General features: G+C 34.4%; 19 protein-coding genes. 14 read left to right on the top strand and 5 right to left on the bottom strand.

The annotated features are described in order from the left end of the window. Positions 1-157: 157 nt before the first annotated feature. Positions 158-1,120, bottom strand: coding sequence for an L-lactate dehydrogenase (locus CD041_RS10650; protein ID WP_002460942.1), 963 nt, complete (start codon positions 1,118-1,120; stop codon positions 158-160). A gap of 709 nt (positions 1,121-1,829) precedes the next feature. Between CD041_RS10650 and CD041_RS10645 the strand changes: the two genes are divergently transcribed. The 7 genes from CD041_RS10645 (at position 1,830) to CD041_RS10615 (ending at position 7,994) form a co-directional block, all read left to right on the top strand. Continuing rightward, on the top strand, positions 1,830-2,543 hold the full coding sequence (locus tag CD041_RS10645) for a GntR family transcriptional regulator (RefSeq protein ID WP_002460941.1): 714 nt from the start codon (positions 1,830-1,832) through the stop codon (positions 2,541-2,543). Between the two features lie 28 nt (positions 2,544-2,571). After that, positions 2,572-3,690, top strand: a complete 1,119-nt coding sequence (locus tag CD041_RS10640) for an SIS domain-containing protein (RefSeq protein ID WP_002491973.1) — start codon at positions 2,572-2,574, stop codon at positions 3,688-3,690. Between the two features lie 483 nt (positions 3,691-4,173). Then, complete coding sequence (locus CD041_RS10635; protein ID WP_070648059.1) at positions 4,174-5,106, top strand: tagatose 1,6-diphosphate aldolase; 933 nt, start codon at positions 4,174-4,176, stop codon at positions 5,104-5,106. A 199-nt stretch (positions 5,107-5,305) separates the two neighbouring features. Next, positions 5,306-5,785, top strand: coding sequence for a PTS sugar transporter subunit IIB (locus tag CD041_RS10630; protein ID WP_002460937.1), 480 nt, complete (start codon positions 5,306-5,308; stop codon positions 5,783-5,785). Positions 5,786-5,804: 19 nt separating this feature from the next. Further along, a complete protein-coding gene (locus tag CD041_RS10625; RefSeq protein WP_002460936.1) occupies positions 5,805-6,704 on the top strand; it encodes a PTS mannose/fructose/sorbose/N-acetylgalactosamine transporter subunit IIC in 900 nt (299 codons plus the stop codon). Continuing rightward, positions 6,691-7,581 (top strand): PTS system mannose/fructose/sorbose family transporter subunit IID, encoded by an 891-nt coding sequence (locus CD041_RS10620; RefSeq protein ID WP_012990660.1) that lies wholly within the window; start codon positions 6,691-6,693, stop codon positions 7,579-7,581. The genes CD041_RS10625 and CD041_RS10620 overlap by 14 nt, the downstream gene beginning before the upstream one ends. Positions 7,582-7,598: 17 nt before the next feature. Continuing rightward, positions 7,599-7,994, top strand: coding sequence for a PTS sugar transporter subunit IIA (locus tag CD041_RS10615; RefSeq protein ID WP_002479145.1), 396 nt, complete (start codon positions 7,599-7,601; stop codon positions 7,992-7,994). Between the two features lie 167 nt (positions 7,995-8,161). Here CD041_RS10615 and CD041_RS10610 read toward each other — a convergent pair whose 3' ends face one another. Further along, positions 8,162-8,860, bottom strand: a complete 699-nt coding sequence (locus CD041_RS10610; protein WP_002491992.1) for a response regulator transcription factor — start codon at positions 8,858-8,860, stop codon at positions 8,162-8,164. A 4-nt stretch (positions 8,861-8,864) separates the two neighbouring features. After that, entirely contained in the window at positions 8,865-11,519 is a 2,655-nt protein-coding gene (locus tag CD041_RS10605; RefSeq protein ID WP_062078343.1) for a sensor histidine kinase, read from the bottom strand. Between the two features lie 166 nt (positions 11,520-11,685). On the opposite strand from CD041_RS10605, the gene CD041_RS12410 reads away from it, so the two are divergent. The 4 genes from CD041_RS12410 to CD041_RS10585 are packed head-to-tail and all read left to right on the top strand — an operon-like array spanning position 11,686 to position 16,082. After that, entirely contained in the window at positions 11,686-11,766 is an 81-nt protein-coding gene (locus CD041_RS12410; protein ID WP_002491980.1) for a potassium-transporting ATPase subunit F, read from the top strand. Positions 11,767-11,786: 20 nt separating this feature from the next. Further along, positions 11,787-13,463: a potassium-transporting ATPase subunit KdpA gene (gene kdpA / locus CD041_RS10595; RefSeq protein ID WP_070648060.1), complete on the top strand. Its 1,677-nt coding sequence runs from the start codon at positions 11,787-11,789 to the stop codon at positions 13,461-13,463. 17 nt (positions 13,464-13,480) lie between these two features. After that, complete coding sequence (locus CD041_RS10590; RefSeq protein WP_070648061.1) at positions 13,481-15,502, top strand: K(+)-transporting ATPase subunit B; 2,022 nt, start codon at positions 13,481-13,483, stop codon at positions 15,500-15,502. A 19-nt stretch (positions 15,503-15,521) separates the two neighbouring features. Then, the gene (locus CD041_RS10585) at positions 15,522-16,082 is read left to right on the top strand and encodes a K(+)-transporting ATPase subunit C (RefSeq protein ID WP_225306489.1); all 561 of its coding nucleotides are present in this window, start codon (positions 15,522-15,524) and stop codon (positions 16,080-16,082) included. A gap of 306 nt (positions 16,083-16,388) precedes the next feature. Here CD041_RS10585 and CD041_RS10580 read toward each other — a convergent pair whose 3' ends face one another. Then, a complete protein-coding gene (locus tag CD041_RS10580; RefSeq protein WP_070648062.1) occupies positions 16,389-18,461 on the bottom strand; it encodes an NEAT domain-containing protein in 2,073 nt (690 codons plus the stop codon). A gap of 309 nt (positions 18,462-18,770) precedes the next feature. On the opposite strand from CD041_RS10580, the gene CD041_RS10575 reads away from it, so the two are divergent. From CD041_RS10575 to CD041_RS10565, 3 genes are read left to right on the top strand one after another with little or no spacing between them, the layout of a single operon-like run. Further along, a complete protein-coding gene (locus CD041_RS10575) occupies positions 18,771-19,355 on the top strand; it encodes an MptD family putative ECF transporter S component (RefSeq protein WP_070815467.1) in 585 nt (194 codons plus the stop codon). A gap of 1 nt (position 19,356) precedes the next feature. Beyond that, complete coding sequence (locus CD041_RS10570) at positions 19,357-20,064, top strand: energy-coupling factor transporter transmembrane component T (RefSeq protein WP_037544191.1); 708 nt, start codon at positions 19,357-19,359, stop codon at positions 20,062-20,064. An 11-nt stretch (positions 20,065-20,075) separates the two neighbouring features. Beyond that, complete coding sequence (locus tag CD041_RS10565; protein ID WP_070648064.1) at positions 20,076-21,536, top strand: ABC transporter ATP-binding protein; 1,461 nt, start codon at positions 20,076-20,078, stop codon at positions 21,534-21,536. Positions 21,537-21,620: 84 nt separating this feature from the next. On the opposite strand, the gene CD041_RS10560 is transcribed toward CD041_RS10565, so the two are convergent. Beyond that, positions 21,621-23,561: an NEAT domain-containing protein gene (locus tag CD041_RS10560; RefSeq protein ID WP_070648065.1), complete on the bottom strand. Its 1,941-nt coding sequence runs from the start codon at positions 23,559-23,561 to the stop codon at positions 21,621-21,623. Between the last annotated feature and the right edge of the window lie 612 nt (positions 23,562-24,173).

Genomic DNA, 24,173 nt, shown 5'->3' with positions numbered 1-24,173 from the left:
CAATCAGTTTAAGGGTAAAAAAACAATGATGCAAGCTGGAATGTACCTGAAATAGCTGTATATATGAAATATAAAGTATTATAATTAAGCCCAACATTATCGATCATCGACAGTGTTGGGCTCAAATCATTGATTATGTGGATTGTTTTCAGTAGTGTTATTTATCTTCTAATAGATATTTAATTGAGTTATATATATCTTCTAATGTTTTGACAGATTGATCAAATAGCGCTTTTTCTTTTTCATCTAATGGCAGTTCATATATTTTAACTGCTCCATCTTGATTGACCAATGTTGGCACACCTACATACACGTCACGATATCCACCGTATTGGCCTGTAAGTTGTGTTGATACATTTAATACGTTATTTTCGTTGTTTAAAATTGCTTTTGAAATACGCATTAATGCTAAAGCAATACCATAATATGTTGAACCTTTCGCTTGTATAATTTCATAGGCAGCATCACGAGTATTGACATAAATTTCTTCAGCTTTGGCTTCACTACCGGTTTTTTCTTTTAGTGCTTCGAATACTGGCATACCAGCGATGTTAGCTTGTGACCATACGGCTAATTCAGAATCACCATGTTCACCGATAATACTAGCATTTACACTTGCAGGTGCCACGTCGAATTCTCGACTGATTAAATATTGTAAACGTGCACTATCTAGTACAGTGCCTGAACCAATAACGCGTTCTGCTGGTAGGCCTGTATATTCTTTAATGAAGCGTGTTAGGATATCAACTGGATTTGCTGCAATTAAGAAGTAGCCATCAAAACCACTATCCATCACACTTTTCACAATATCTTTCATGATTTTAGCGTTTTTCTCTACTAATTGTAAACGTGTTTCACCAGGTTTTTGCGGTGCGCCAGCTGTAATGACCACTAAATCAGCATCTTTACAGTCTGAATATGTACCCGCACTTATGTTAACTGGAGAAGGACAATGGGCTGTCCCATGGTTTAAATCTTGAACATCAGCATTGACTTTATCCGTTGCAATATCAATAATCACAAATTCATCAGCTACACTTTGCGTTACCATTGCAAATGCGTAGCTTGAACCTACTGATCCATCCCCGATTAATACAACTTTTTTACCAAATGCTTTCATAACTAATTCTCCTAACTATTTGATTTAATTTGAATGTACAATATTAAAAATATCTATTCAAAATAAATAATAATAATTTTCTTTCAGTATAATGTTTTGCTAAAAATTTACAAGTGATAGCATTGCTAGAAAGTAGCGTTAAATTACACTTGACCCTTTCAAAATACTGCAACAAGGGGTTATATCTATACCTCTAAAAATTTGTGACAATTTTTAGTATAGCACTTCAGAACATACTTATGATATTTATAGAGCGCGGTTCAGAACTACGGCAAGGCTGAATGTCAATATTAGTTTATAGACTAAAATATAATGATGTTTCAAATACTTTTAACTATGATCTAAAAAAAGTATTGTATGTTCCCAATAGCAATTTTGAGTAAAGCGTATCAATTATAAATTTACATAAAATGGCCATAGTAAGTAAAAAAAGAACAATGCATTTCAAGGATAACATTTGTGCTAAAGCATCAAAAGTTATTCATTGCTGGACATTTAAAAAGTGGTTATATCCAGATAAATCGATATGTAAAAAAATTAAGTATAACTGAATATTGGTAATTCCGTTTAAAATAATATGAATACTATTGTATTAAGCGTGAATTTAACTGCTATAGAATTAAAATAATATCAATTTATATGAAAACCTTTACAAATTTTTAAGCAAAGGTTATAATTCAAGTGGTTATAACCAGTAGGAGGAATAAAATTGAAGAAAGCGAACACGCCGTTATATTTTCAAATTTATGAAACACTTCATAAAGGTATAAAGTCCGGACTTTATCAGGAGGGAGATAAACTTCCTTCCGAGCGCAAACTTTGTGAAGAATATAACGTTAGTCGTATTACCGTCAGAGAGGCTTTAGACCGATTAGAGAAAGATCATCTAATTAAAAGAGAACACGGTAAAGGCTCATTTGTACTTGGAAGTCAATATACACAATTATTAAACAAATTGTATAGTTTTAAGGATGAAATAGAAAAAAACGGTGATGATGCCAGTACGAAAATGTTAAACATTGAACTTAAAGTATCTACACCCTTTTTACAAGAAAAAATGAACCTTGAACCATATCAATATGTATATGAATTAACAAGGTTACGATTGTCTAATGGCAAACCTTTAATCTATGAGGTGAGTTACTTACCATTAAGATTTTGTGAGGGGTTGGAGCGTTTTGATTTCAACAATGTATCATTATATGAGACTTTGAATCAACATTATAACATTCAAATTACCAACGCTTACGAAAATCTAGTTGCAAGTAAGTTGAATAAAAAATATGCAGCTTTGTTAAACGGAGAAGTAGATGATAGTTGTATGTATATTGAGCGCTTTAGTTACTACGGGGATGTGCTCATAGAGTATACCCAAAGTATCGCAAGTGGTCATAAGTATAAATATAAGGTAAAACTGATGTGATTTTGTTTAGATACGGGAGGTTTTCATAGTGTTAAATGAAACATATACTTATCAAGAGATTAAACAGCAGCCTGATATGTGGCGCCGCACAGCTGATATTGTGGCGCAAAAACAGGATGCCTTTGAAACGTTCATGCATCACATGATAAGCAACAATAAGGATAAAAAGTTGAAAGTGATATTTACTGGTGCAGGTTCTAGTGCCTATGTTGGAGATATAGCTAGAATGGCATGTGCCACAGAAAAATTCACTCAATTTGACTTTGAATCAGTACCTACTACGCATTTTGTCACGAGTCCAGAAGTATACATAGATGATGCAACAGCGTATTTAATTGTATCATTTGCACGCTCTGGCAATAGTCCGGAAACAAAAGCGACGGTAGAAATTGCAAATCAACTTACAGATAATGCATATCATTTATTCATTACCAACAACAAAGATGGCTTTTTAGGTACTGTAGAAGAAAGTGAACGTATTTTCAAAATTGTTTTGCCAGACGAAACGAATGATCAATCTTTAGCAATGACATCCAGTTTTTCTTCTATGCTAATTGCAATTTACATTCTATTCGGTGGTAAATACAATACTTCATTTTTTGATAAAGCTAAAGAAAATTTTGAATGGATCGAAGCACAGGTTGATCAAGTGAGTATGCTTGATTTTTCTAAGGTCTTTTACGTTGGAACAGGTCTTATTGGTGAATTGACAAAAGAAATAAGTCTCAAAATGAATGAGTTAACGGCAGGACGTGTTGAAATTGCACGAGAAACAACGCTAGGATTTCGACATGGTCCTAAAGCAGGGCTAAGCGATAATGCCATCTTTATTATGCTTCGTAGTAATCAACCATATAAACGTCAGTATGAACAGGATATTATTGCAGAAGTCAATCAAGTTAAAGGGAAATATCATATTCTGACACTAGAAAGTCAATTAACAGATGAAACCCATGCGATAACGTTGCCGAATTCAACGGAACTTACAGATTTAGAATTGGCCTTAGAATATTTGATGTTTGGTCAATTACTTGCTGCTAAAAAATCAGTTGCTTTTGGTCTGAACCCTGACAATCCAAGTCCTGATGGTTTTATTAATCGCGTGGTTAAAGGTGTCACAATTTATCCAGTTCAAGCATCTCATTAACGTCGAAATTTGACGTGTATTCAAGGGGACTATGTGTTGCACAAAGTTCAATAAATGAGCGGATCGCAATCTAACAGCTTAGTAAGAGAGGCAATGTAGCTACATCCAAAGTATATAAAAATAAAACGTGTCATTTTTTGAAAGCGCTTTAACTAAGGCGAGATTATCAAGGGTTTTGAAATTATTATGTGTGCAGATTTAAAGCAACGATTGATGCAAAAAATTAAAACACACGACAAAAAGATGCAGCTTTTAATGATATTTAAATAGTTGACGGTGGGATTGAAATATCAATTTAACGCGTTGTAGTTAAATGAATACGTTATCTATGACACATATATCATGCATCGTGAAACCAAAGATTACATTTAAGAGTATTTAGACTGCGGGAGGTCTAATTTCTTATACATACCTACCTACACAATATATTGGTATGAAACAAGTGAAATCATAGTAACTCTAAAAAATAAGGAGGGCGTATAGATGACTGTAAAAAATTTAAGTCGACTCGTAGATAAGAACGGCATATATTCGGCAGTGGCTGTCGATCAACGCGGTGCCTTGAAAAAATTATTAGGTAAGCAAGGTACAGCGCAAAACTTAGCATCCTTTAAAAAATTAGTTGCAGAAGTACTGACTCCAGAGAGTTCCAGCTTTTTAGTAGATCCTGAGTTTGGCTTGGAAGCAGCAAAAGCCAATGTAGCAGGTTTGATTTTAGCTTATGAACAAACCGGATACATTAAAGATCAACCAGGTCGTTTGCCTCGACTGATTGAGGGTCAAAGTGTGAAACGTCTAGTTGAAGCGGGTGCAGATGCAATTAAATTCTTGCTTTACTACGACGTTGATGAACCAGATGAAATTAATCAAAAAAAGCAAGCAGTGATTGAGCGTGTAGGGGCAGAATGCAAAGCTGAGCATGTGCCATTTTTATTAGAAATCTTGACTTATGATGATAAGATTGGTGATGAAAAAGGTGACGCTTTCGCGTTAGTCAAACCGCATAAAGTCAATAGTGCAATGAAGTTATTTAGCGAAGCACGATTTGGCGTTGATACTTTAAAAGTTGAGTTGCCGGTAAATATGAACTTTGTTCAAGGCTATGGTCATGAAGCATGCATGACTCAACAAGAAGCAGCAGAAGCCTTTAAAGCACAAGCGAATTCAACGCATATACCCTATATTTACTTGAGTGCCGGTATGGATTCGCAATTATTTAATAAATCATTACAATTTGCCGCAGAAAATGGTTCAACATTTAATGGTGTTTTATGTGGTCGTGCGACGTGGCAAGGTGCGACAGAAGTGCTTGCTAAAGATGGAGAAGCAGCAGCACGTGAATGGCTTCAGACAGAAGGAATTAAAAATCTTAAGGCATTGAATCAGGTTAATCAACAAACAGCAACACCGATTTAACACAATGTATTAAGAAATCATATACCAAGCTTTTAGCCGATACCAAGCCATCGTTTGACCTAGTAATACACACGAATCTAAAAAAACGACATACATGATATTCGTTATGCACTTACTGAACAATCGTTGTTTTGGTTATTAAAAAAATGCTGTGAAAGTAATATTAAAATGTTTTTAATTAAGAAAGGAGATATGTGAAATGGCAATCATTGCTAACAGAATTGATGGCAGACTTATTCATGGACAGGTTGCAAATTTATGGGCAACAAAATTAAACGTTGGACGCTTTATGATTATTGATGACGAAATAGCACAAAGTGATATTGATAAACAAGCATTAAAGCTTGCAACGCCAGCTGGTATTAAACTAAGTGTACTACCTATTGAAAAGGCTGCAACAAATATAAAAAATGGTAAATACGATTCTCAACGCGTCATGATTATTGCGAAACGTCCGGATCGTTTTGTTGAACTAGTGAATCAAGGCGTACAAATTGATAATTTAAACGTTGGAAATATGTCACAAACAAATGAAACACGTTCAATTACTAATTCAATTAATGTGATGGATGAAGACGTCGAAAACTTTGAAAAACTACAATCAGCAGGCGTTACAATCACTTCTCAAATGGTTCCAAATGATAAAGCTGTAGACTTCATGTCATTAATTAAAGCATAAATGAAGGAAGGTGTTTGTTTTGGAAATTATGTGGTGGCAAATTTTACTACTAACATTGTATGCAGGCTATCAAATTTTAGACGATTTACAATTTAATATTTTTGGTCATCCCGTATTTGCTGGTATTGTCTCTGGATTGATTATGGGAGATATTAAGACGGGCTTAATTATCGGTGGTGGTATGCAATTAACAGTTCTTGGTGTAGGTACATTTGGTGGGGCCTCTCGTATTGATGCCAATTCAGGTACTGTTTTGGCGGTAGCTTATTCGGTAGCTTTAGGAATGAACCCACAACAAGCATTAGCGACATTGGCTGTGCCAGTAGCAAGTCTAATGATTCAAACAGATGTTTTGGCAAGATTTACGAATACATTCTTTGCACATCGTATCGATGCTAAAATTGAGCAAATGGACTATAAAGGTATTCAAAGAAACTACTTATATGGCGCAATTCCATGGGCATTGTCTCGAGCGATTCCAGTATTTTTAGGATTGTTTTTTGGCGGTGGTGTGGTAAAAAACATTGTCAATTACTTGAATGGTGACCTAAAGTGGTTAGGTGATGGTTTAACAGTTGCGGGGGCAGTCTTACCTGCAGTTGGTTTTGCAATTTTATTGCGCTATTTACCTTTGAAAAAACACTATCCGTATTTCATCCTAGGTTTTATTATTACAGCGCTTATGGTTACAGTGTTTGATGGTTTATCAGGTATAGGAACTTCTGTTGCGCATTTAGACGACAAGTTTACAATGTCATTCTCATCTTTACCAATGCTTGCCATTGCAGCCATTGGCTTTGCGCTTGCCAGCTTAGAGTACAAACGAACATCTACGCTAACAGCTATGTCGTCAGCATCAGGAAAACAAGATTTGAATCATGCTGATGATGAAGGAGAGATTGATGATGACGAACTTTAACCATAAAAAACAGGATACTTCAAAAACTCATGTACATAAGGATGCAAAGCCATTAACAGGCAAGTCGCCTGAAACGCCTTATAAACTAACAAATAAAGACTTTCGACAAATTAATATGCGTAGTTTGTTCTTCTACCAATGGGGTTGGAACTATGAACGTATGCAAGGATCAGGTTATTTATTTACAATTCTACCTCAACTACGCAAAATTTATGGTGATGATACACCAGAATTAAAAGAAATGATGAAAACACATGCACAGTTCTTCAATACGAGTAATTTTTTTAACACAATTATTACCGGTATTGATATTGCGATGGAAGAAAAGGAACAGTTTGCTGCAAAAGAATCCGTTGAAGGGTTCAAAGTTGGTTTAATGGGACCATTTGCAGCAGTTGGAGATGCTATATTTGCATCATTAGTGCCAACTATTTTTGGTGCGATAGCTGCTAACATGGCCCAAGATGGTAACCCATTTGGCGCATTGTTATGGTTTATCGCAATATTAGCAGTTATTGTGTTTAGATGGAAACAATTGAAATTTGCATACAAAGAGGGCGTAGCACTGGTTACAACAATGCAACATCGTTTAGAATCACTGACGAATGCCGCAACATTATTAGGGGTCTTTATGGTAGGTGCACTTGTTGCAACGATGATACGTGTTCAGTTTGCATGGAAGCCTAAAATTGGTGATTTAACGGTTAATATTCAAGACAGTGCAAACATGATTTTGCCGCGTCTGTTACCGCTAGTCATTGTCTTTTTAATTTACTGGTTACTTGGACGTAAAAAAATGAATTCAACCCGTGCCATTTTCTTAGTGATTATTGTATCGATTATTTTATCCGCATTAGGTGTTATAAAAAATATTTAAAAAGGTGAAATACAATTATGAAAAAGTTAATTTTAATAAGTCATGGTTCATTTTGTGAAGGTATTAAAAATAGTGTTGAGATGATTTTTGGAGCGCAAGATTATATTCACACTGTAGCCTTAACACCGGAGCAAGGACAAGAAACATTTGAAAAAAACTTTAAAGCACTGATAGAAGATGACGACGATGTAGTGGTATTTGCAGATTTACAAGGTGGTACACCAGCTAATACAGTTTCAAAGCTCATCATGCAAGGTGCTAAATATCAACTGTATACAGGAATGAATTTGCCGATGATTATAGCTTATATTAATGCACAAATGATTGGTCAGCCAGCAGATATTGCTCAAAAAGCAAAGGATGGTATCATCGATGTCAATGCTTTGTTAGCGCATGATGACGATGAAGAATAGAGATAGCGAATCAGGTATAAATAATGAATATGCGCGCTTCAAAGTGAACATTAAATATGTTTACTTTGAAGCGTGTTGTTTTATGTTTCAAAAAGAAAATTTAATGACTACAATAGACAAAACATCTATGTTTCACCGAAATGAACAACCGCCACATGTATTTATAGTTAAACTAAATGTTGCATTTGGTAGCCAATTCTAGGATGGGTAATGATTAACTTCTTATCCATATGCGCATCGTCTTCGCTGTAATTTAACTTCTTACGTAATGAAGCCATATGTACACGTAGTGATGCCATTTCACACTTATTAACGTAACCAAAGATTGATTTTAAAAGGACTTGGTATGTTAACACTTTACCAACATGATGACTTAGAATTTTTAACAATTGAAATTCATTTGGTGTTAAATGAATTGGTTGGTCGTTAATGTAAACCATTTTAGCATTGAAATCAACCGTAAGCGGACCATTTTTGAAGTTGTTTTCTTCGGTTGTTGTTTTTTTTGAGACACGCAGTGCGACTCTAATACGTGCTTGTAATTCGTCGACATTGAACGGTTTAATCATATAGTCATTCGCACCGCAGTCTAGCGCATTGACAATTGTTTGTTCTTCTGTACGCGCACTGATAACAATAATTGGTGTATCGATATCTGTTCTGATTTGCTTGATTAGAGTAAAGCCATCAATATCAGGTAAACCTAAATCAAGTAATATAACATCTGGATGCTCTGTTCGAATACGAAAGGCTGCGTCCTTTCCATTTCTTGCTGTGATTACTTTATAGTAATTCATGGTTAAAGTAACATCGATTAAATGTAAAATAGCAGCATCATCTTCAACAACTAAAAGTGTAGATTTCATCATCTCACCCTTTCATATCTATTTGATCTATATCTAAGTAAAAATAAAAAATACTGCCATGTGGATGATTAGGTTGGTATTCTAATTTGCTATCATGTTGTTTTAAAATGAGTTGCACTAAATATAGTCCCAGTCCTAAGCTGTCTTTTTTATTGTCTTTAAAATAATCCCCTGAATAATAAGGTTTATAAATTAAATGTCGTTCTTCTTCAGGAATCCCTTTCCCAAAATCAATCATTTCAAAGCGTACACGAGATGGCTGTAGATGAATGCAAAGTTTAATTTCTGAAGTGGTCCCAGAGTGTTTCAACGCGTTATCAACGAGATTAAATAAAACTTGCAGTATTAGTTTGCTATCAATGTGAACGAATGCCATGGTATCTTCGGTTTCAATCGTTACCTTTTGATTTTGGTGTCTGCGAATCAACCCTTGCTCGAATTCTTCTAACAGTTCTTCTATAAGATAAGCCGTCCGTTTTACTTTTATATCAGAACTTTCCAACTTAGTGAGAGATAAAATATTAGTAACAAGTGTATACAGGTATTGTGCTTCCTTATATGAAGCAGTTAATAGTTTTAATTTTTCAGCGTTATCTAAGCTCTTACTGTGAAATTTCAACACATCTAAGTTTCCAATAATAGATGTGAGTGGTGTCCGTATATCATGTGAAATAGAATGTAAGAAATTAGAGCGTGTTGCTTCGCGCTCAGCTGTTAACATCGATTGTCTTGTTTGTTTAAGTAAATATACATTTTCTATTGCCAGCATTAAATCATTTAACATAGAGTCTAATATTGAATTGTCATACATATCGATATAATCTTTATCATCAAATTGAATGGACACGATTCCTTTTACGGGATTACTACCTATAGGTATACATAGATATTTGCTTCCGGGGAAGGTATCGGTAAGTCTTCCGGCACGATGTTCGTTTTCGATGACCCAAGTCAATGTTTCTGCATCTTCTACATCTTCCATATTTTTTGTGTTTTTAAATGATGGATGTCCAAATGAAGATGATTTGACTACTTTTTTTGATTCGACTAAAAACACCGTAACATTTTGATGTAACAATTGATGGATTTGTTCACCAGCTATATTTAACAGTTTCATTATAGAATAAGATTCTTTAATAGATTGATTAAACTGTAACATAATATCAGTACGATATAATTGGCGCTCTGTTAATGAGTGCTGATACTTTAAATTTTTTAAAATGGCACTCGTAAAAATGCTTGCAAAAATACTGATTACAAATGTAATAGGGTATTCAAATCGATACATTTCTAGAGTGAATCTTGGCACGGTAAAGAAATAATTAAAAATAAAAACGTTTAATATCGATGTAAAGAATCCAATGAGATAAGATTGCGTCCATATGGATAATAAGATAATACCAATAAAGAATAATAGTAAAATAATTGCGCTTGATTCATTTTTATCAATTGTGTAAATCCACATACCAAGGAGAACACAAAATGTTTGAATAATAAGCATTTTCATTATATCTACAGATAATGCTATTTGATAAGATGGTTTATTCATTGATTGTGTACGTTCTTGCTTATTTGAGTTTATATAATAGATAGGCACAATCTCTAATTTGAAATAATGCGGCGCATGGTTAATTTCTTCAATAAGTGATTTTTTAAAATAATGTTTCCATTTTGGGTTTTCTGATTGCCCAAGAACTAACTTAGTAACAAATGCGCTATCGCACCAATCTGTTAATGCTTTTGCAACGTCTTGTGCATAAAGAACTTTAATCTCTGCACCTAACGATTTGGCGAGCATAAGATTTTTATGCACGTAATGGTCTTGTATTTTGCTTTCTGAAGGTGTCTCAAAGGTGTCGATATAAATAGCTGTAAATTTGGCATGTTCTTTATAGGCAGAACGTCTTGCTTCTCGAATAACGCGCTCGTTATAAATACTACCACTGACAGCAACGGCAATATGAGGCGTGATATCTGTATGTTTTGTATTACATTGTTGTTCTTTTTGACTCATAATGTCTGCTACAGTTCTGAGCGCAAGTTCACGCAATCTAGTCAAATTTTCATAAGAAAAAAAGTTGGAAAACGCTGTTTCTAAACGTTCTTTTTTATATACTTTTCCAGCTTTTAAACGTTGTATCAGCATATTCGGCGAAATATCTACAACTTCAAATGCATCTGCCGACATAATAAATTGATCGGGTACGCGTTCTGTCACTTGAATACCTGTCATTAATTCAATTTGTCCACTTAAACTTTCTATATGTTGGATATTTAGTGTTGTCCACACATCGATACCGTGAGACAGTATTTCTTCAATATCCATATATCTTTTCAAATGACGATTTTTAGAAATATTAGTGTGTGCGAGTTCATCAATCAATACGATATCGGGTTGAGCCTCAATAATTCTTTCAACATTGATAAACTGAAACATATGGCTACCGAATTTATGGCTAGAAGTTGTAATTTCAGGAAGTTGTTTGGCAAGCGCATTTGTCTCAGGACGTTGATGTGGCTCAATATAACCGATCTTAACATCCACCCCTTCTTTATATTGGTCGATACCATTTGAAAGCATTTCATACGTTTTCCCAACGCCAGGGCTATAACCTAAATAAATGGTCAGAGTTCCTCTTTTTTTATATGAACTTTCCATATGCTAACACCTCTTAAGTATATATTAATTAATACTAAAATAATTATCCATTTATATTTTTATTTTATGGCTCATCTTTATATTTTCTTAATATCTTTTTTGAAATATTAATACTATGATTATACAGTTCTTGCTAAGCTTTTCTTGAAAGTGAGGAGAGAACAAAATGATTGCACTATTAGCATTTGTTGTAATCGGATTAATTTTATATTTATTTTACGCATTATTTTGGAGTGAAAAATTCTAATAACGAAGGAAGGAATCGCAATGAGTATAATTTTATTTTTAATGATCTTTATTGCGTTGACATATATCGTGAGTCGTTACTTATATTTAGTAGCTCTAATTGTTCCATCTAAGATAGATATACTATTCAATCCTATTGAAAAGGTAATTTATCGACTAATCAATACTAAATTAGAGCATATGTCAGGCAAAACATATTTAAAACACTTTTTTTGGTTCAACGGAATAACAGGGATAGTGGCATTGATATTATTATTGACGCAACAATGGCTTTGGATAAACCCGAATCACAATTTAAACCAATCCATATCTTTGGCCTTTAATACAATGGCTTCATTTATAACGAATACGAATTTACAACATTATTCAGGAGAAACGGGACTAAGTTATTTAACGCAAATGACGGTCATAACATTTTTAATGTTCACATCAGCTGCTTCTGGCTATGCCGTATGTATTGCAATGTTGAGAAGATTGACAGGTATGACAGATGTCATTGGCAATTTTTATCAAGACATCATACGTTTTATTGTGCGTGTTCTAATACCGTTCTCATTTATTATCAGCTTATTTTTAATCAGTCAAGGGACACCTCAAACATTTAAAGGAAACCTTGTCATAGAAACTTTGTCAGGCGTTAAACAAACGATTGCTTATGGTCCAATCGCATCAATGGAAGCAATTAAACATCTTGGTACAAACGGTGGCGGATTTTTAGGCGCAAATGCCTCGACGCCATTTGAGAATCCTAACTACTGGACTAATTTTGTTGAAGCTTTAAGTATGATGCTTATACCAGGGGCTTTAGTATTCTTATATGGCAGAATGTTAAAAAATAAAAAGCAAGTACATCCTCATGCTGTAATGATTTTTGTTGCGATGTTTGTTCTATTTATCGCATGTTTAGTGATGTGTCTACACTTTGAATTCTCAGGGAACCCCGTCTTACAGCATTTAGGAATTACTGGTGGCAATATGGAAGGTAAAGAAACACGATTTGGTGTAGGTCTTTCATCGCTATTTACAACGATTACGACGGCTTTTACAACGGGCAGTGTAAACAACATGCATGATAGCTTAACACCTTTAGGCGGTCTTGTTCCATTATTATTAATGATGTTGAATGCGGTCTTTGGTGGCGAAGGTGTGGGACTTATGAATATGTTGATTTATGTCATGCTCACAGTATTTATGTGTAGTTTAATGATTGGAAAGACACCAAGCTATTTAGGTATGAAGATAGAAGGAAAAGAGATGAAGCTTATTGCGCTTTCATTTTTAATACATCCATTGCTTATTTTATTTTTCTCTGCATTGGCATTTATAGTGCCGGGTGCAACAGATGCCATTACCAATCCACAGTTCCATGGTGTATCACAAGTGCTGTATGAATTTTCATCTTCATCTGCTAACAACGGTTCAGGATTTGAGGGATTAAAGGATAATACAACGTTTTGGAATATTTCAACAGGCATTGTCATGTTGTTAGCACGGTATATTCCAATTATTTTACAGTTAAGCATTGTATCAAGTTTAGTAAATAAAAAAACATATCAAAATCTAACAGAAGATGTACCAATCAATAATTTATTTTTCAGTAGTGTATTAATCATCTTTATTATTTTACTTAGTGGTTTAACGTTCTTACCAGATTTAATGCTTGGACCAATAGGAGAGCACTTATTGCTACATTCTTAATAGGAGGAAGGTCTAAAATGATTGAAACTAAAAAAATATTTGAATCCAGTTTGGTCAAACAGGCTTTAAAAGAAAGCATTATTAAATTAAACCCAGTATGCATGGTTAAAAATCCTATTATGTTTGTGGTAGAAGTAGGGATGATGCTCTCTTTAATTTTAACAATGGCACCAAATTTATTTAGTTATGAAAATGTATCACGAACGTATTTATTTAGTATTTTCTTTATATTATTATTAACGTTAATTTTCGCAAATTTTTCAGAGGCTTTAGCAGAAGGACGTGGTAAAGCACAGGCAAAAGCATTGCGCCAAACACAAACTGAAATGACTGCAAGACGTATTAAGTCTGACGGTAGTTATGAAATCATTGATGCTAGCCAATTGAAAAAAGGAGATATTGTACGTGTAGAAACGGGCGAGCAAATTCCGAATGACGGTCAAGTTATTAATGGATTAGCTACCGTAGATGAATCTGCAATTACAGGTGAGTCTGCACCAGTTATTAAAGAAAGTGGAGGAGACTTCAATAATGTTATTGGAGGTACTTCTGTAGCTTCCGACTGGTTGGAGGTTGAAATCACATCAAATCCAGGTCAATCATTTTTAGATAAAATGATTTATTTGGTTGAAAATGCGACAAGAAAGAAAACACCTAACGAAATCGCATTATTTACATTATTGATGACCTTAACAATTGTTTTTTTAGTTGTCATTTTAACAATGTATCCTTTAGCGACATTTTTACATTTCAATTTATCTATTGCAATGCTGATTGCTTTAACTGTTTGTCTGATTCCAACAACGATTGGTGGCTTATTATCTGCCATTGGAATCGCGGGTATGGATCGCGTTACACAATTTAATATTTTAGCTAAAAGCGGGCGTTCAGTAGAAACATGTGGGGATGTTAATGTTTTGATATTAGACAAAACTGGGACAATTACTTATGGGAATCGTATGGCTAGTGAATTTATTCCGGTTGCATCGACAAAGTTTGAAAGATTGGTAAAAGCTTCATACGAATGTTCTGTCGAAGATGATACACCAGAAGGTAGCAGTATTGTAAAGTTAGCACGTCAGCAACACATTGATTTACCAACAGACAGAGGAGAATATTTCCCATTTACTGCTGAAACACGCATGAGTGGTGTGAAATTTTCTAATCGCGAAGTCTATAAAGGTGCACCTAATAGCATGATTAAACGTGTTAAAGAAGCAGGTGGCCATATTCCTGATGATTTAGACACGTATGTAAATGAAGTGTCTAAAAAAGGTGGCACACCATTAGTTGTCATTGAAAATAACGTCATATTAGGTGTTATTTATTTAAAAGATGTTATTAAAGAAGGGTTAGTGGCACGTTTTCAAGAATTGCGTGCGATGGGCATCGAAACGGTGATGTGTACAGGAGACAATCAACTTACTGCTGCAACCATTGCGAAAGAAGCGGGTGTAGATCGCTTTGTTGCCGAGTGTAAACCTGAAGATAAAATTAATGTTATTAAAGAAGAACAAGCAAAAGGTCATATCGTCGCGATGACAGGTGATGGTACAAATGATGCACCTGCTTTAGCTGTAGCTAATGTGGGGCTAGCGATGAATTCAGGTACGATGAGTGCGAAAGAAGCTGCCAATTTGATTGATCTAGATTCAAATCCAACTAAATTAATGGAAGTTGTATTGATAGGCAGACAATTACTCATGACGCGAGGGGCTTTAACAACGTTCAGTATTGCGAATGATGTGGCTAAATATTTTGCCATTTTACCTGCAATGTTTATGTCTGCTATGCCTGCAATGAATCATTTGAATATGATGCATTTACATTCACCAGAATCAGCCGTACTTTCAGCTTTAATATTTAATGCCTTGATTATTGTGTTGCTTATTCCAATTGCAATGAAAGGCGTGAAATATAAAGGTGTTTCAACTCAAATGATATTAATAAAGAATATATTGATTTATGGAATAGGTGGCATGATTGTACCATTTATTGGTATTAAGCTGATTGATTTAATCATTCAATTTATTGTTTGAAGGAGAATATAATAAAATGATACAAGCGATAAGAAAAAGTACTAGGCTCGTCATTGTCATGTTGATATTATGTGGACTGTTATTTCCGTTGACTGTAACAGCTGTTGGACAGATTATATTTCCACATCAAGCAAATGGAAGTTTAATCACGAAAAATGGTAAAGTTGTCGGTTCTGAATTGATTGGTCAACAATGGGAGAGTCGGAAATACTTTCATGGTCGTATAAGTGCTGTGAATTATAATATGAATAATCAAGAAGTAAATAGCAATGGTGGGCCTGCCTCAGGAGGATCGAATTTCGGCAATAGTAATCCTAAATTGAAGCAACGTGTGAAAGAGATGATTCAACAAGAGGGTAAAGCACGTTCTGTCGATGCTGTCACAGCTTCTGCTTCAGGATTGGATCCGGATATTACCGTTAAGAATGCTGAACAACAGGCCCAAAGAATAGCAAAAGCGCGTGATATTGATGTGTCTAAAGTCAATCATGTGATTGTAGAAAATAAAAAATCTTTGCCTATGGCTGATGATTATGTCAATGTTTTAAAGATGAATATTGCTTTAGATAAACTGAAATAACTCGTGAAAGTATATTAATATTTAGCTTACGTCAAGGTGAACGGACGTTAACATCATGTTGTGATATCGTTTATAACTAAAAAAATGTAGGAAAAACAGCAGGTTGAAGCTGCCATTTTCCTACATTTTATTATGCCTATTTATAATTAAACTTTATAGCCTAAACAGTGATGAATGTAATGCACTTATTATATTTCAAGGCGCAGCATGTATATTGGAAGAGGTATGAATAATATAATAAAAACTAAAAATTTCTAACTGCGCAATTCCTTATACATTTTGCGGTGGTATCTTTCAGTGCTTTATTTATTGATGTTTCTTTTTCGGGCGTATTAAGAACATTATACCACCTAAAATAGCAACTAATGATGCCCATAATGTTGCATGATTTGTTGTTTGGCCGGTAGCTGGTAATGTATGTTGTGCTACTGGTGACGGATGTGCTGCTGTTTTATGCATATGTGATGTCTGTGATTGCACTGTATGATTGTTCTGTGCATGTGATAAAGGTTTGGTTACATCCTGTTGTTGTGTGTGGTGACTTCGTTGATTGTTGTGTTGCACTTGATTGTGTACTGAATGTTTAGCAACATTTAGCGTGCTTATTTGTGTTTCAGTGCTTACATTTTGATGTGATGTATTACTGTGTGTATGATTGTGCGCTGCTGTTTGTTGGACTACAGTTTGTTTAGTATGACCAGTGTTTGAAGCTACACTCACAGTTGGTTTATTCATTTGTTTATGGTTTGCCGGTGCGTGTGTTGTTGTAACTACAGGTTTGGTTACTTTTTTGTGGTCTGTTGTAGTGTCAGCTGGTTTTACGATAGGTTTATCTGCTTTCTTGTTATTAGAAGTTGCTGTATCTGCTTGGTTTATGTCAGGTTTAGCATCTTTTTTATTGTTTGGTGTTGTTGGTGCTTCCGCGTCTGCTTTTTTAGAAATCGCATTATTTTTAATGCGCACATGATATTGACCAGAATAGCCTATTGTTGGGAAATCTACTTTAACAATCGAATTATAAATCTCTTTACCTTCTACATATGGGAAGAGTACAGTACGTTTATCATTGACCGTATCTTTATCAATGGTCATCACACGTTGCCCTTCGACTTGGAAATCTTTCCAAATTGAATCTATTGTTGTTGTTAATTTAATGTACTTTTTACCGTCTACTTCTACAAGTTCAAATGGTTTTTCAACAAAGCCATCCATCGTTGAAAGGTCGTCATCATCACTTTGTAATACTGAAATGTCCAGCGATTTGCTGTTCGTTATTTGAACTTTTTTAACGGGTGCGTGTTCGAATTCCACTTTAGCAGAGGCAACTTCTTGGTCTAAATCTTTCTTTAGTTGCTCTAATTTTTGACTGTATTGTGCTCTTAATTTTTCTGGTAGTTGATCTTTAACACGGTTGAGTTCGTAAATTTTACGTTCTAAAGTTTTAGCTTTGTTGTAATCTGCTAATAGTGCTTCTGTTTCGAAATCTTCACGTGTTTTGAATTTACTTTCATCATTATAGATTGGTTGTTCAAAAACCATTTTCGTATAGTCATAGTTTGTTTCAGGATCATTATAAATTTGTGTAGATGATTTTATAACGAGTTCTTTTGTGCCATTGGATACATCGAAGCGAATATACGCATCGTCTGTTTCTGGGTTATAAGTAACGAGTTCAATAGGCAGCTTTTTATTATTTTCATAAACTTCAAATTTTTTCCAAGTTGAAGCGGTTTTTAATCCTAATTCTACAGTTGTTTTATTTTTATCTTTGTTGAAATAAACATTGGCTGGAGAAATTGTACTTGCATAATGATAGAACTGAAGGTCACCGTCTTTGTTTTTCATTTCGAATGATACAGGTCGACTGTTTGAAGTATCATGTGGCTTGTTTGTATATGTCTTATCTTTAACAGCATCTTTAATAGATTGATCTACAGCCTGTTTAGCTGGATTTGACACTGCAGTAGAAGACTTAGGATTAACAGCGTTTGTAGTTAATGCTGTTGGTGCAGGTGCAGCTTTAGGTTGTGTCGTATTAGAGACGTTAGTTGCAGGTGTAACCGTTTGTTTATCGTTTGCTTGAGCACGCGACTTATCATTCGTTGTAGTTGTAGCTACTGTCTTGTCAGTGTGATCAGCGTTAGGCTGCGCATTCGTTTCCACTGTCGGCGCAACTGGCTTGCTTTGTGCAGGTGTATTATTTTCTGATGCAACAGCTGAATGAGCTGGTTCTACTGCGTTCTCTGCAGCTTGTGCCTGATGTTCGGCATTTAAAAATAAGCATGTGCCTAATGTAATTGAAGCCGCACCTATTGAGAATTTACGTATTGAAAAATGCTGATTTGGTCTTGCATTGTTATTTTCGTGGTTGTTTTTCATGGTTTTAACAACTCCCAATTTATTTTTCTCAATTGATAATCATTATCAGTTGAGTTAAAATGATTATACATAATTTTTATGTAATTGGGTAGTATTTTTTAAATAGAATTTAAGTTAAAATAATTTTTGTAAAAATTTAGAATATAATATTCTGCAGTACAAGTGCTTAATACGGAATGAAGTTGTAATTGTCTAAGAAAGATATGGTTAATTGATAATCGTTATCAATTATAGTACACTTATACTTCGTACCATATATCATTGTAAGAAGATATTTTATGATTGTTTTACATTAAAGGAGTGTGACAAATGAAGAAACAAACATTAGATGTTAAAGAGTTAATACATATTGGGATATTTACAGCTATTTATTTCATGGTCATTGCGATACCAGGTATATTGGGTATCATTCCTATTTTTATGTTATTGTTACCTGCCATGATTGGCTTTTTAGGCGCAATACCAATTATGTTGTTAATTGCTAAAACACAAAAATTTGGAGCGCTAACTATTTTATGTCTTATTATTAATATTTTATTAATTATTGGCGGGCATCCTTGGATTGCACTAATCTACAGTATTCCAGTGACGGTTATTGCAGATTATATTATGGCGCGTGATCATTATCAGAATACGAAATTAAATGCCCTAGGTTATATTATTTTTTCAATGTGGTCCATCGGTAATTTATTACCGTTTTACTTTATGAGACAAACATTTTTAGCACATTTAGCTGAACGACATGGCAGTCATTATGAACAAACTGTAGCAATGTTATTTTCATATCAAATGATTCCAGTTTTAATTATTTTAACAATTATTGGTGCATGGCTAGGTTACATTATTGCTACAACAGTCTTACGTAAACATTTTAAACGTGCAGGTATGATTTAAAATGTTAGGTTATATAAGTAACAAGCCGCGTATATTTAATTTCGATCCTCGTGTCAAAATAACGTTGATGTTGTTAATTTCATTTGTAGCAATGACTGGAAATAGTTTAGGGTTACATAAATATCCTAGACTATTTTTAATGTTAATACCGGTGTGTTTGCTAATTGGTGTAGGTTATTATTATAAAGGACTTATATTGGGCATTATGATTGGGATGAGTTGGTATATAGAAGCATTTATGTCTATTCGAACACAGTTGTTATTATTTATTGTTGTCATCATTATTACGAAATTTGCCTCGGCGCTAGCTATGGGTTATTTTATTGTTCAAACAACTCAAGTTGAAACGCTGATTCAAGGCTTAGAGCGATTGAAAGTTTCGCGAAAAGTAACACTGCCTTTAGCAGTTATGTTTCGTTTTATTCCAACTATTAAAGAAGAATCAAGTGCGGTCAAAGATGCGATGACCATGCGTCAAATTGATGTTAAATCGGCAGGGAAACATCCGATAAAATATATAGAGTATCGTTATGTCCCATTGATTAATAGTGTGTTAAAAATTGGAAATGAATTAACCATGTCAGCAATCACTCGAGGACTTAATTTAACGAATGCCCGCACGTCTATACATCATATACAAATGACACTGTTAGATTGGATGATGCTGTTGGGTACATTGAGTTTAGTTATTCTTTATTATGTAATGTGAGGTGAAGGACCATGATTGAATTGAAACATTTGTCATTTTCATATGAAAACGGAACGCCATCATTAAAGGATATTGATTTACTCATTTCATCTGGAGAGGTCATTTGTTTTACTGGTGCATCAGGTTGTGGGAAGACAACCTTACTAAGATTATTTAATGGCTTGATTCCATACTTTTTTAATGGCAAGTTAACAGGGGAAATCATCATAAATGGAACGTCAACGCAAACACAGTCGATCTATGATTTATCTCAACAAACTGGTTCGGTATTTCAAAATCCTCGCGCACAGTTTTTTTGTCTGAATAGTACGAGTGAGATGGCATTTGAAGCAGAAAATTATGGCTATCATCCACAGTATATTACAGAGCAAATTCGTAAAGGAACCACAGATTTAAACTTAAGCCATTTGTTAGATAGAGATATTTTTAAATTATCGGGTGGTGAAAAGCAACTGTTGGCTTGTGCCACAATTGAAGTTTGTCAACATGACATCATTATATTAGATGAGCCATCTTCCAATTTAGATCATGAGACAATCAAAAAGTTAAAGCAATTAATCCTTCGATGGAAACAAGCTGGGAAGACAGTGATTATTGCAGAACATCGCTTATATTATCTATATGATATTGTGGATCGCTTAGTCGTCATGGAACAAGGTGCGGTGGCACATAGTTACACATCAGCTGAGCTGAAGCAGTTAACTCAAACACAATTAGCAGGCTTAGGGTTACGCGCAACTCGACTAGATTTATTACCCGGGAAATCACATCAGCGACATATTGACAGCGAGAACAGATTGCAATTGAATGAATTTAATTTTAAATATAAGAAACAGGATAAGACAACATTACAGTTAGGCGACTTATCATTAGCACGTGGGGCAGTCACGGCTATAGTTGGACATAATGGTGCTGGTAAATCAACCTTTGCACGTTGTTTATGCGGTTTAGAACGACATTTTAAAGGTACAGTTGTAGAAGCGCAGTTAACATTAAAGCGTAAAGCACGTCTGAAAAATGTCTTTATGGTGTTTCAAGATGTGCACCGTCAGTTATTTGCTGAAGATTTAGAAGAAGAATTGCGCTTAAGTGATGAGACGTTGACTGCAGAAGAAATCCAGCATAATTTAGAGACATTTAATATTGCGCATCAATCAGATACACATCCGTTAGCATTATCTGGTGGGCAACAGCAGCGTCTAGCTGTGGCTAGTGCAGTCGTATCTAATAGAAAAATATTAATCTTTGATGAACCTTCAAGTGGGTTAGATGGGGCTAACATGAGACAGATGGCAGCGTTATTAAACAGATTAGCTGATAAGGGATACACGATCGTATTAATCACGCATGATTATGAATTACTGATGGCTTGTACGGATGAAGTCATCGAAATTGCACATGGACAACTAGTGGCTCAATTTGTTTTGAATTCTGAAAATGAAATGCGGCTTGCGCCACTATTTATAAATTAAATAAATATTAAATAAGACGAAATCTCAGTTTTCTGTTGAGATTTCGTCTTTGTCTATCACGTTCATCTAATTATTTGGGCGATATTAACGTTGTTCTTTACGTTTTCTACCAAATAGTAAGATAGAACCACCTAGGGCTAATAAGCTACCAAAAATTGATGCTGAAGTTGTCGCATTTTCTTGTCCAGTGTTTGGCAATGAATGCATATGACTTTGTTGAGCTGGTTGTGGTTTTGTCATGGCAACGTGTTGTTTATCTTCATGTTTGTTTTGAGATAAATGTACATGTTGTTGTGTTGTTGGTTGTGCCATTGTAGCTTGTGCCTTAACTTCATCCTTAGCTGGTTTATAAGTGCTTGCTACAACTGGTGTATGATGTTGTGTTGCTGTTGCATCATGATTGACTGTAGTAGATACGTGACTCGTTTTAATTGTCTTGTGTGTAGCAGCTGCTTTAGAATGTTGATTTACTGTTGTTGCAGGTTGAACTACTTTTGGTGCATTATTTTTAGCTTTATCAACTTTTTTAGTTTTATTAGCTTTATTTTCTTTATTTGCTTTTGTTGGCTTTGTAGTTGATGTTTTAGCTTTATTTGTCTTATTTGCTGGTTTGGTTTTTGGTGTTTCTGGTTTGGCTGTAGTTAATTCAGGTACAGGTGTTTCAAATAATAGTGTCGTTTGGTACTTGTTGTCGTAGTTAATGGCTGGGACAACGATATGCACTCTAGAAATTAACTGTTTCATGCCTGGTTTTACTTCGACGCGAATAGTTTTAGTATCTGCTTTTTTATCGTGTTTGACAACGGTTGTTGTTAATTCTTTATTTTGTGGTGTAAAGAATTGGAATGATTTCCACCAGTCAGCATTTTTCAATGTAACTTCAAAGTAAGTTTTACCATTTTCTTTAATGAATTTACCTGGGTGTTCCATGTAGCCATCCATAACAGATGTTTCTGTTGATTTATCTTTTTGTACTTTATATTTCGCGGTTTGTGTTACTGCTGCTGATTTTGCTTGTTGTGAAGCAGGTTTTTTAGCACTTAAAGTCATAACAGATGGACGAGCTACATTTTTAGCTTGTGCCAATGTTTCTGGTTTAACAGCATTTTTTTGAGTTGATTGTACATCAAGCGCTTGTGCTTTGCTTGCTTGTGCTTTGGCAGGCTGTGGAACAGGTTTAGCAAATGCGATTTGAGTTGTATATTCATGATCATAATTAATCACTGGGACAATAATATGTACTTTCGAAATCAGTTGTTGTGTACCTGATGCCACTTCGACACGGATTGTCTTGATATTTTTACTTGTATCATCTTTAGTTACTACGGTATTAAGCTTGTTATTATTTTCATCATAAAATTCAAATGATTTCCACCATTTGGCATGGTTTAATTCAGCTTCAAAGTAGTATTTATTATTCGCATGAACGAGTTTGCCTGGATGGTTCATATATTGATTCATTGTAGATTTTTGTTTTGTTTTATCTTTGTTCACTTGAAACTCGAAGTCTTCAGTTGTTTCTGAAGTAGCGCTTTTAACAGAACGTACGACTGGTTGAGCTTCTCTTGTTTGTTGTGTCGCAGGTTGAGCAGGTGCTTTAGTATTTGCTTGGGTTGCTTGTTGCTTGACTGCGTCTTGTTTCAATGTACTTGATTGTTTAGGTGATGCTTGTGCGTCATTTTGTGACTTGCTGTCTGATGTTACTGCTGCAGCTTGATTACTTTTAGTCTGTTGTTTATTTGCTTGTGTATGATTTTGCTCTGTTTTTGGCGTTTGGTTATTTGTGGCAGCTTGATTTTGAGGTTGATCGATAATAATTGGATCAATGTTTGTTTCTACTTTGTTCTCTTGATGCGTAGCAGGTTCATTTTGCGTGGTATTAGCTTCAGCAGCATGTGCAGGATTACCTAAAAATAGTAGTGAACCAACGATAATTGAAGCCGTACCTACTGAGAATTTACGAATGGAATAGTGGTTAGCGATAAAGCCAAATTTATTAGTTTGTATACGTTGATGTTTTTTCATGTGTTTGTCTCCTTGTATCAATATAATTTAAATTTTAAAAGATGATTATCAGAACTAGAGAGTAGTGTGTAAGTCATGTGGTATGAATAATGTAATGTGTCACTTATTGAAAATGATTATCATTATTGATTATATCAGTTCCATGTCATTTTACAACAAGGTATAAATATTTTAATATTGCTTTTTTAATAATTGTTTTGATAATAAAATTAAATAACATTGATTAAATTATCTGCTATTAAATGAAGGAAATAGACACTAAATGAAAATACAACTAAATCCATTATGGAAGATACTTTCATTATAGGTTAGCAATGATATAACTGTTTAAGCACGCTTTAATTTCTTATGTCATAACTACCATAACTTTGTTAATACAATCTAGATAAAGACATTAATATATAAGGAATTGCGATAAAACGTTCTATGTATGGGGTATGAGCTAAGCGTTGTCATTTTAATTGCTAATGTGGTGCGATCAGTTTTTTATTTTCTTAAATGCCTTAAAAAATTAAGAAAAAATTTAAAAAATAAATTGACATTGATAATCATTTTCAATTAATCTAATAAGTAGAACTAGAGTGAGCAAAATGATTATATTTTTATCGTGAA

Origin of the sequence: Staphylococcus lugdunensis, from assembly GCF_002901705.1 — a bacterium.
Taxonomy (GTDB): Bacteria; Bacillota; Bacilli; order Staphylococcales; family Staphylococcaceae; genus Staphylococcus; species Staphylococcus lugdunensis.
The sequence above is the reverse complement of the archived record's forward strand: the minus strand, read 5'-3'. Positions and strand labels throughout refer to the sequence as shown.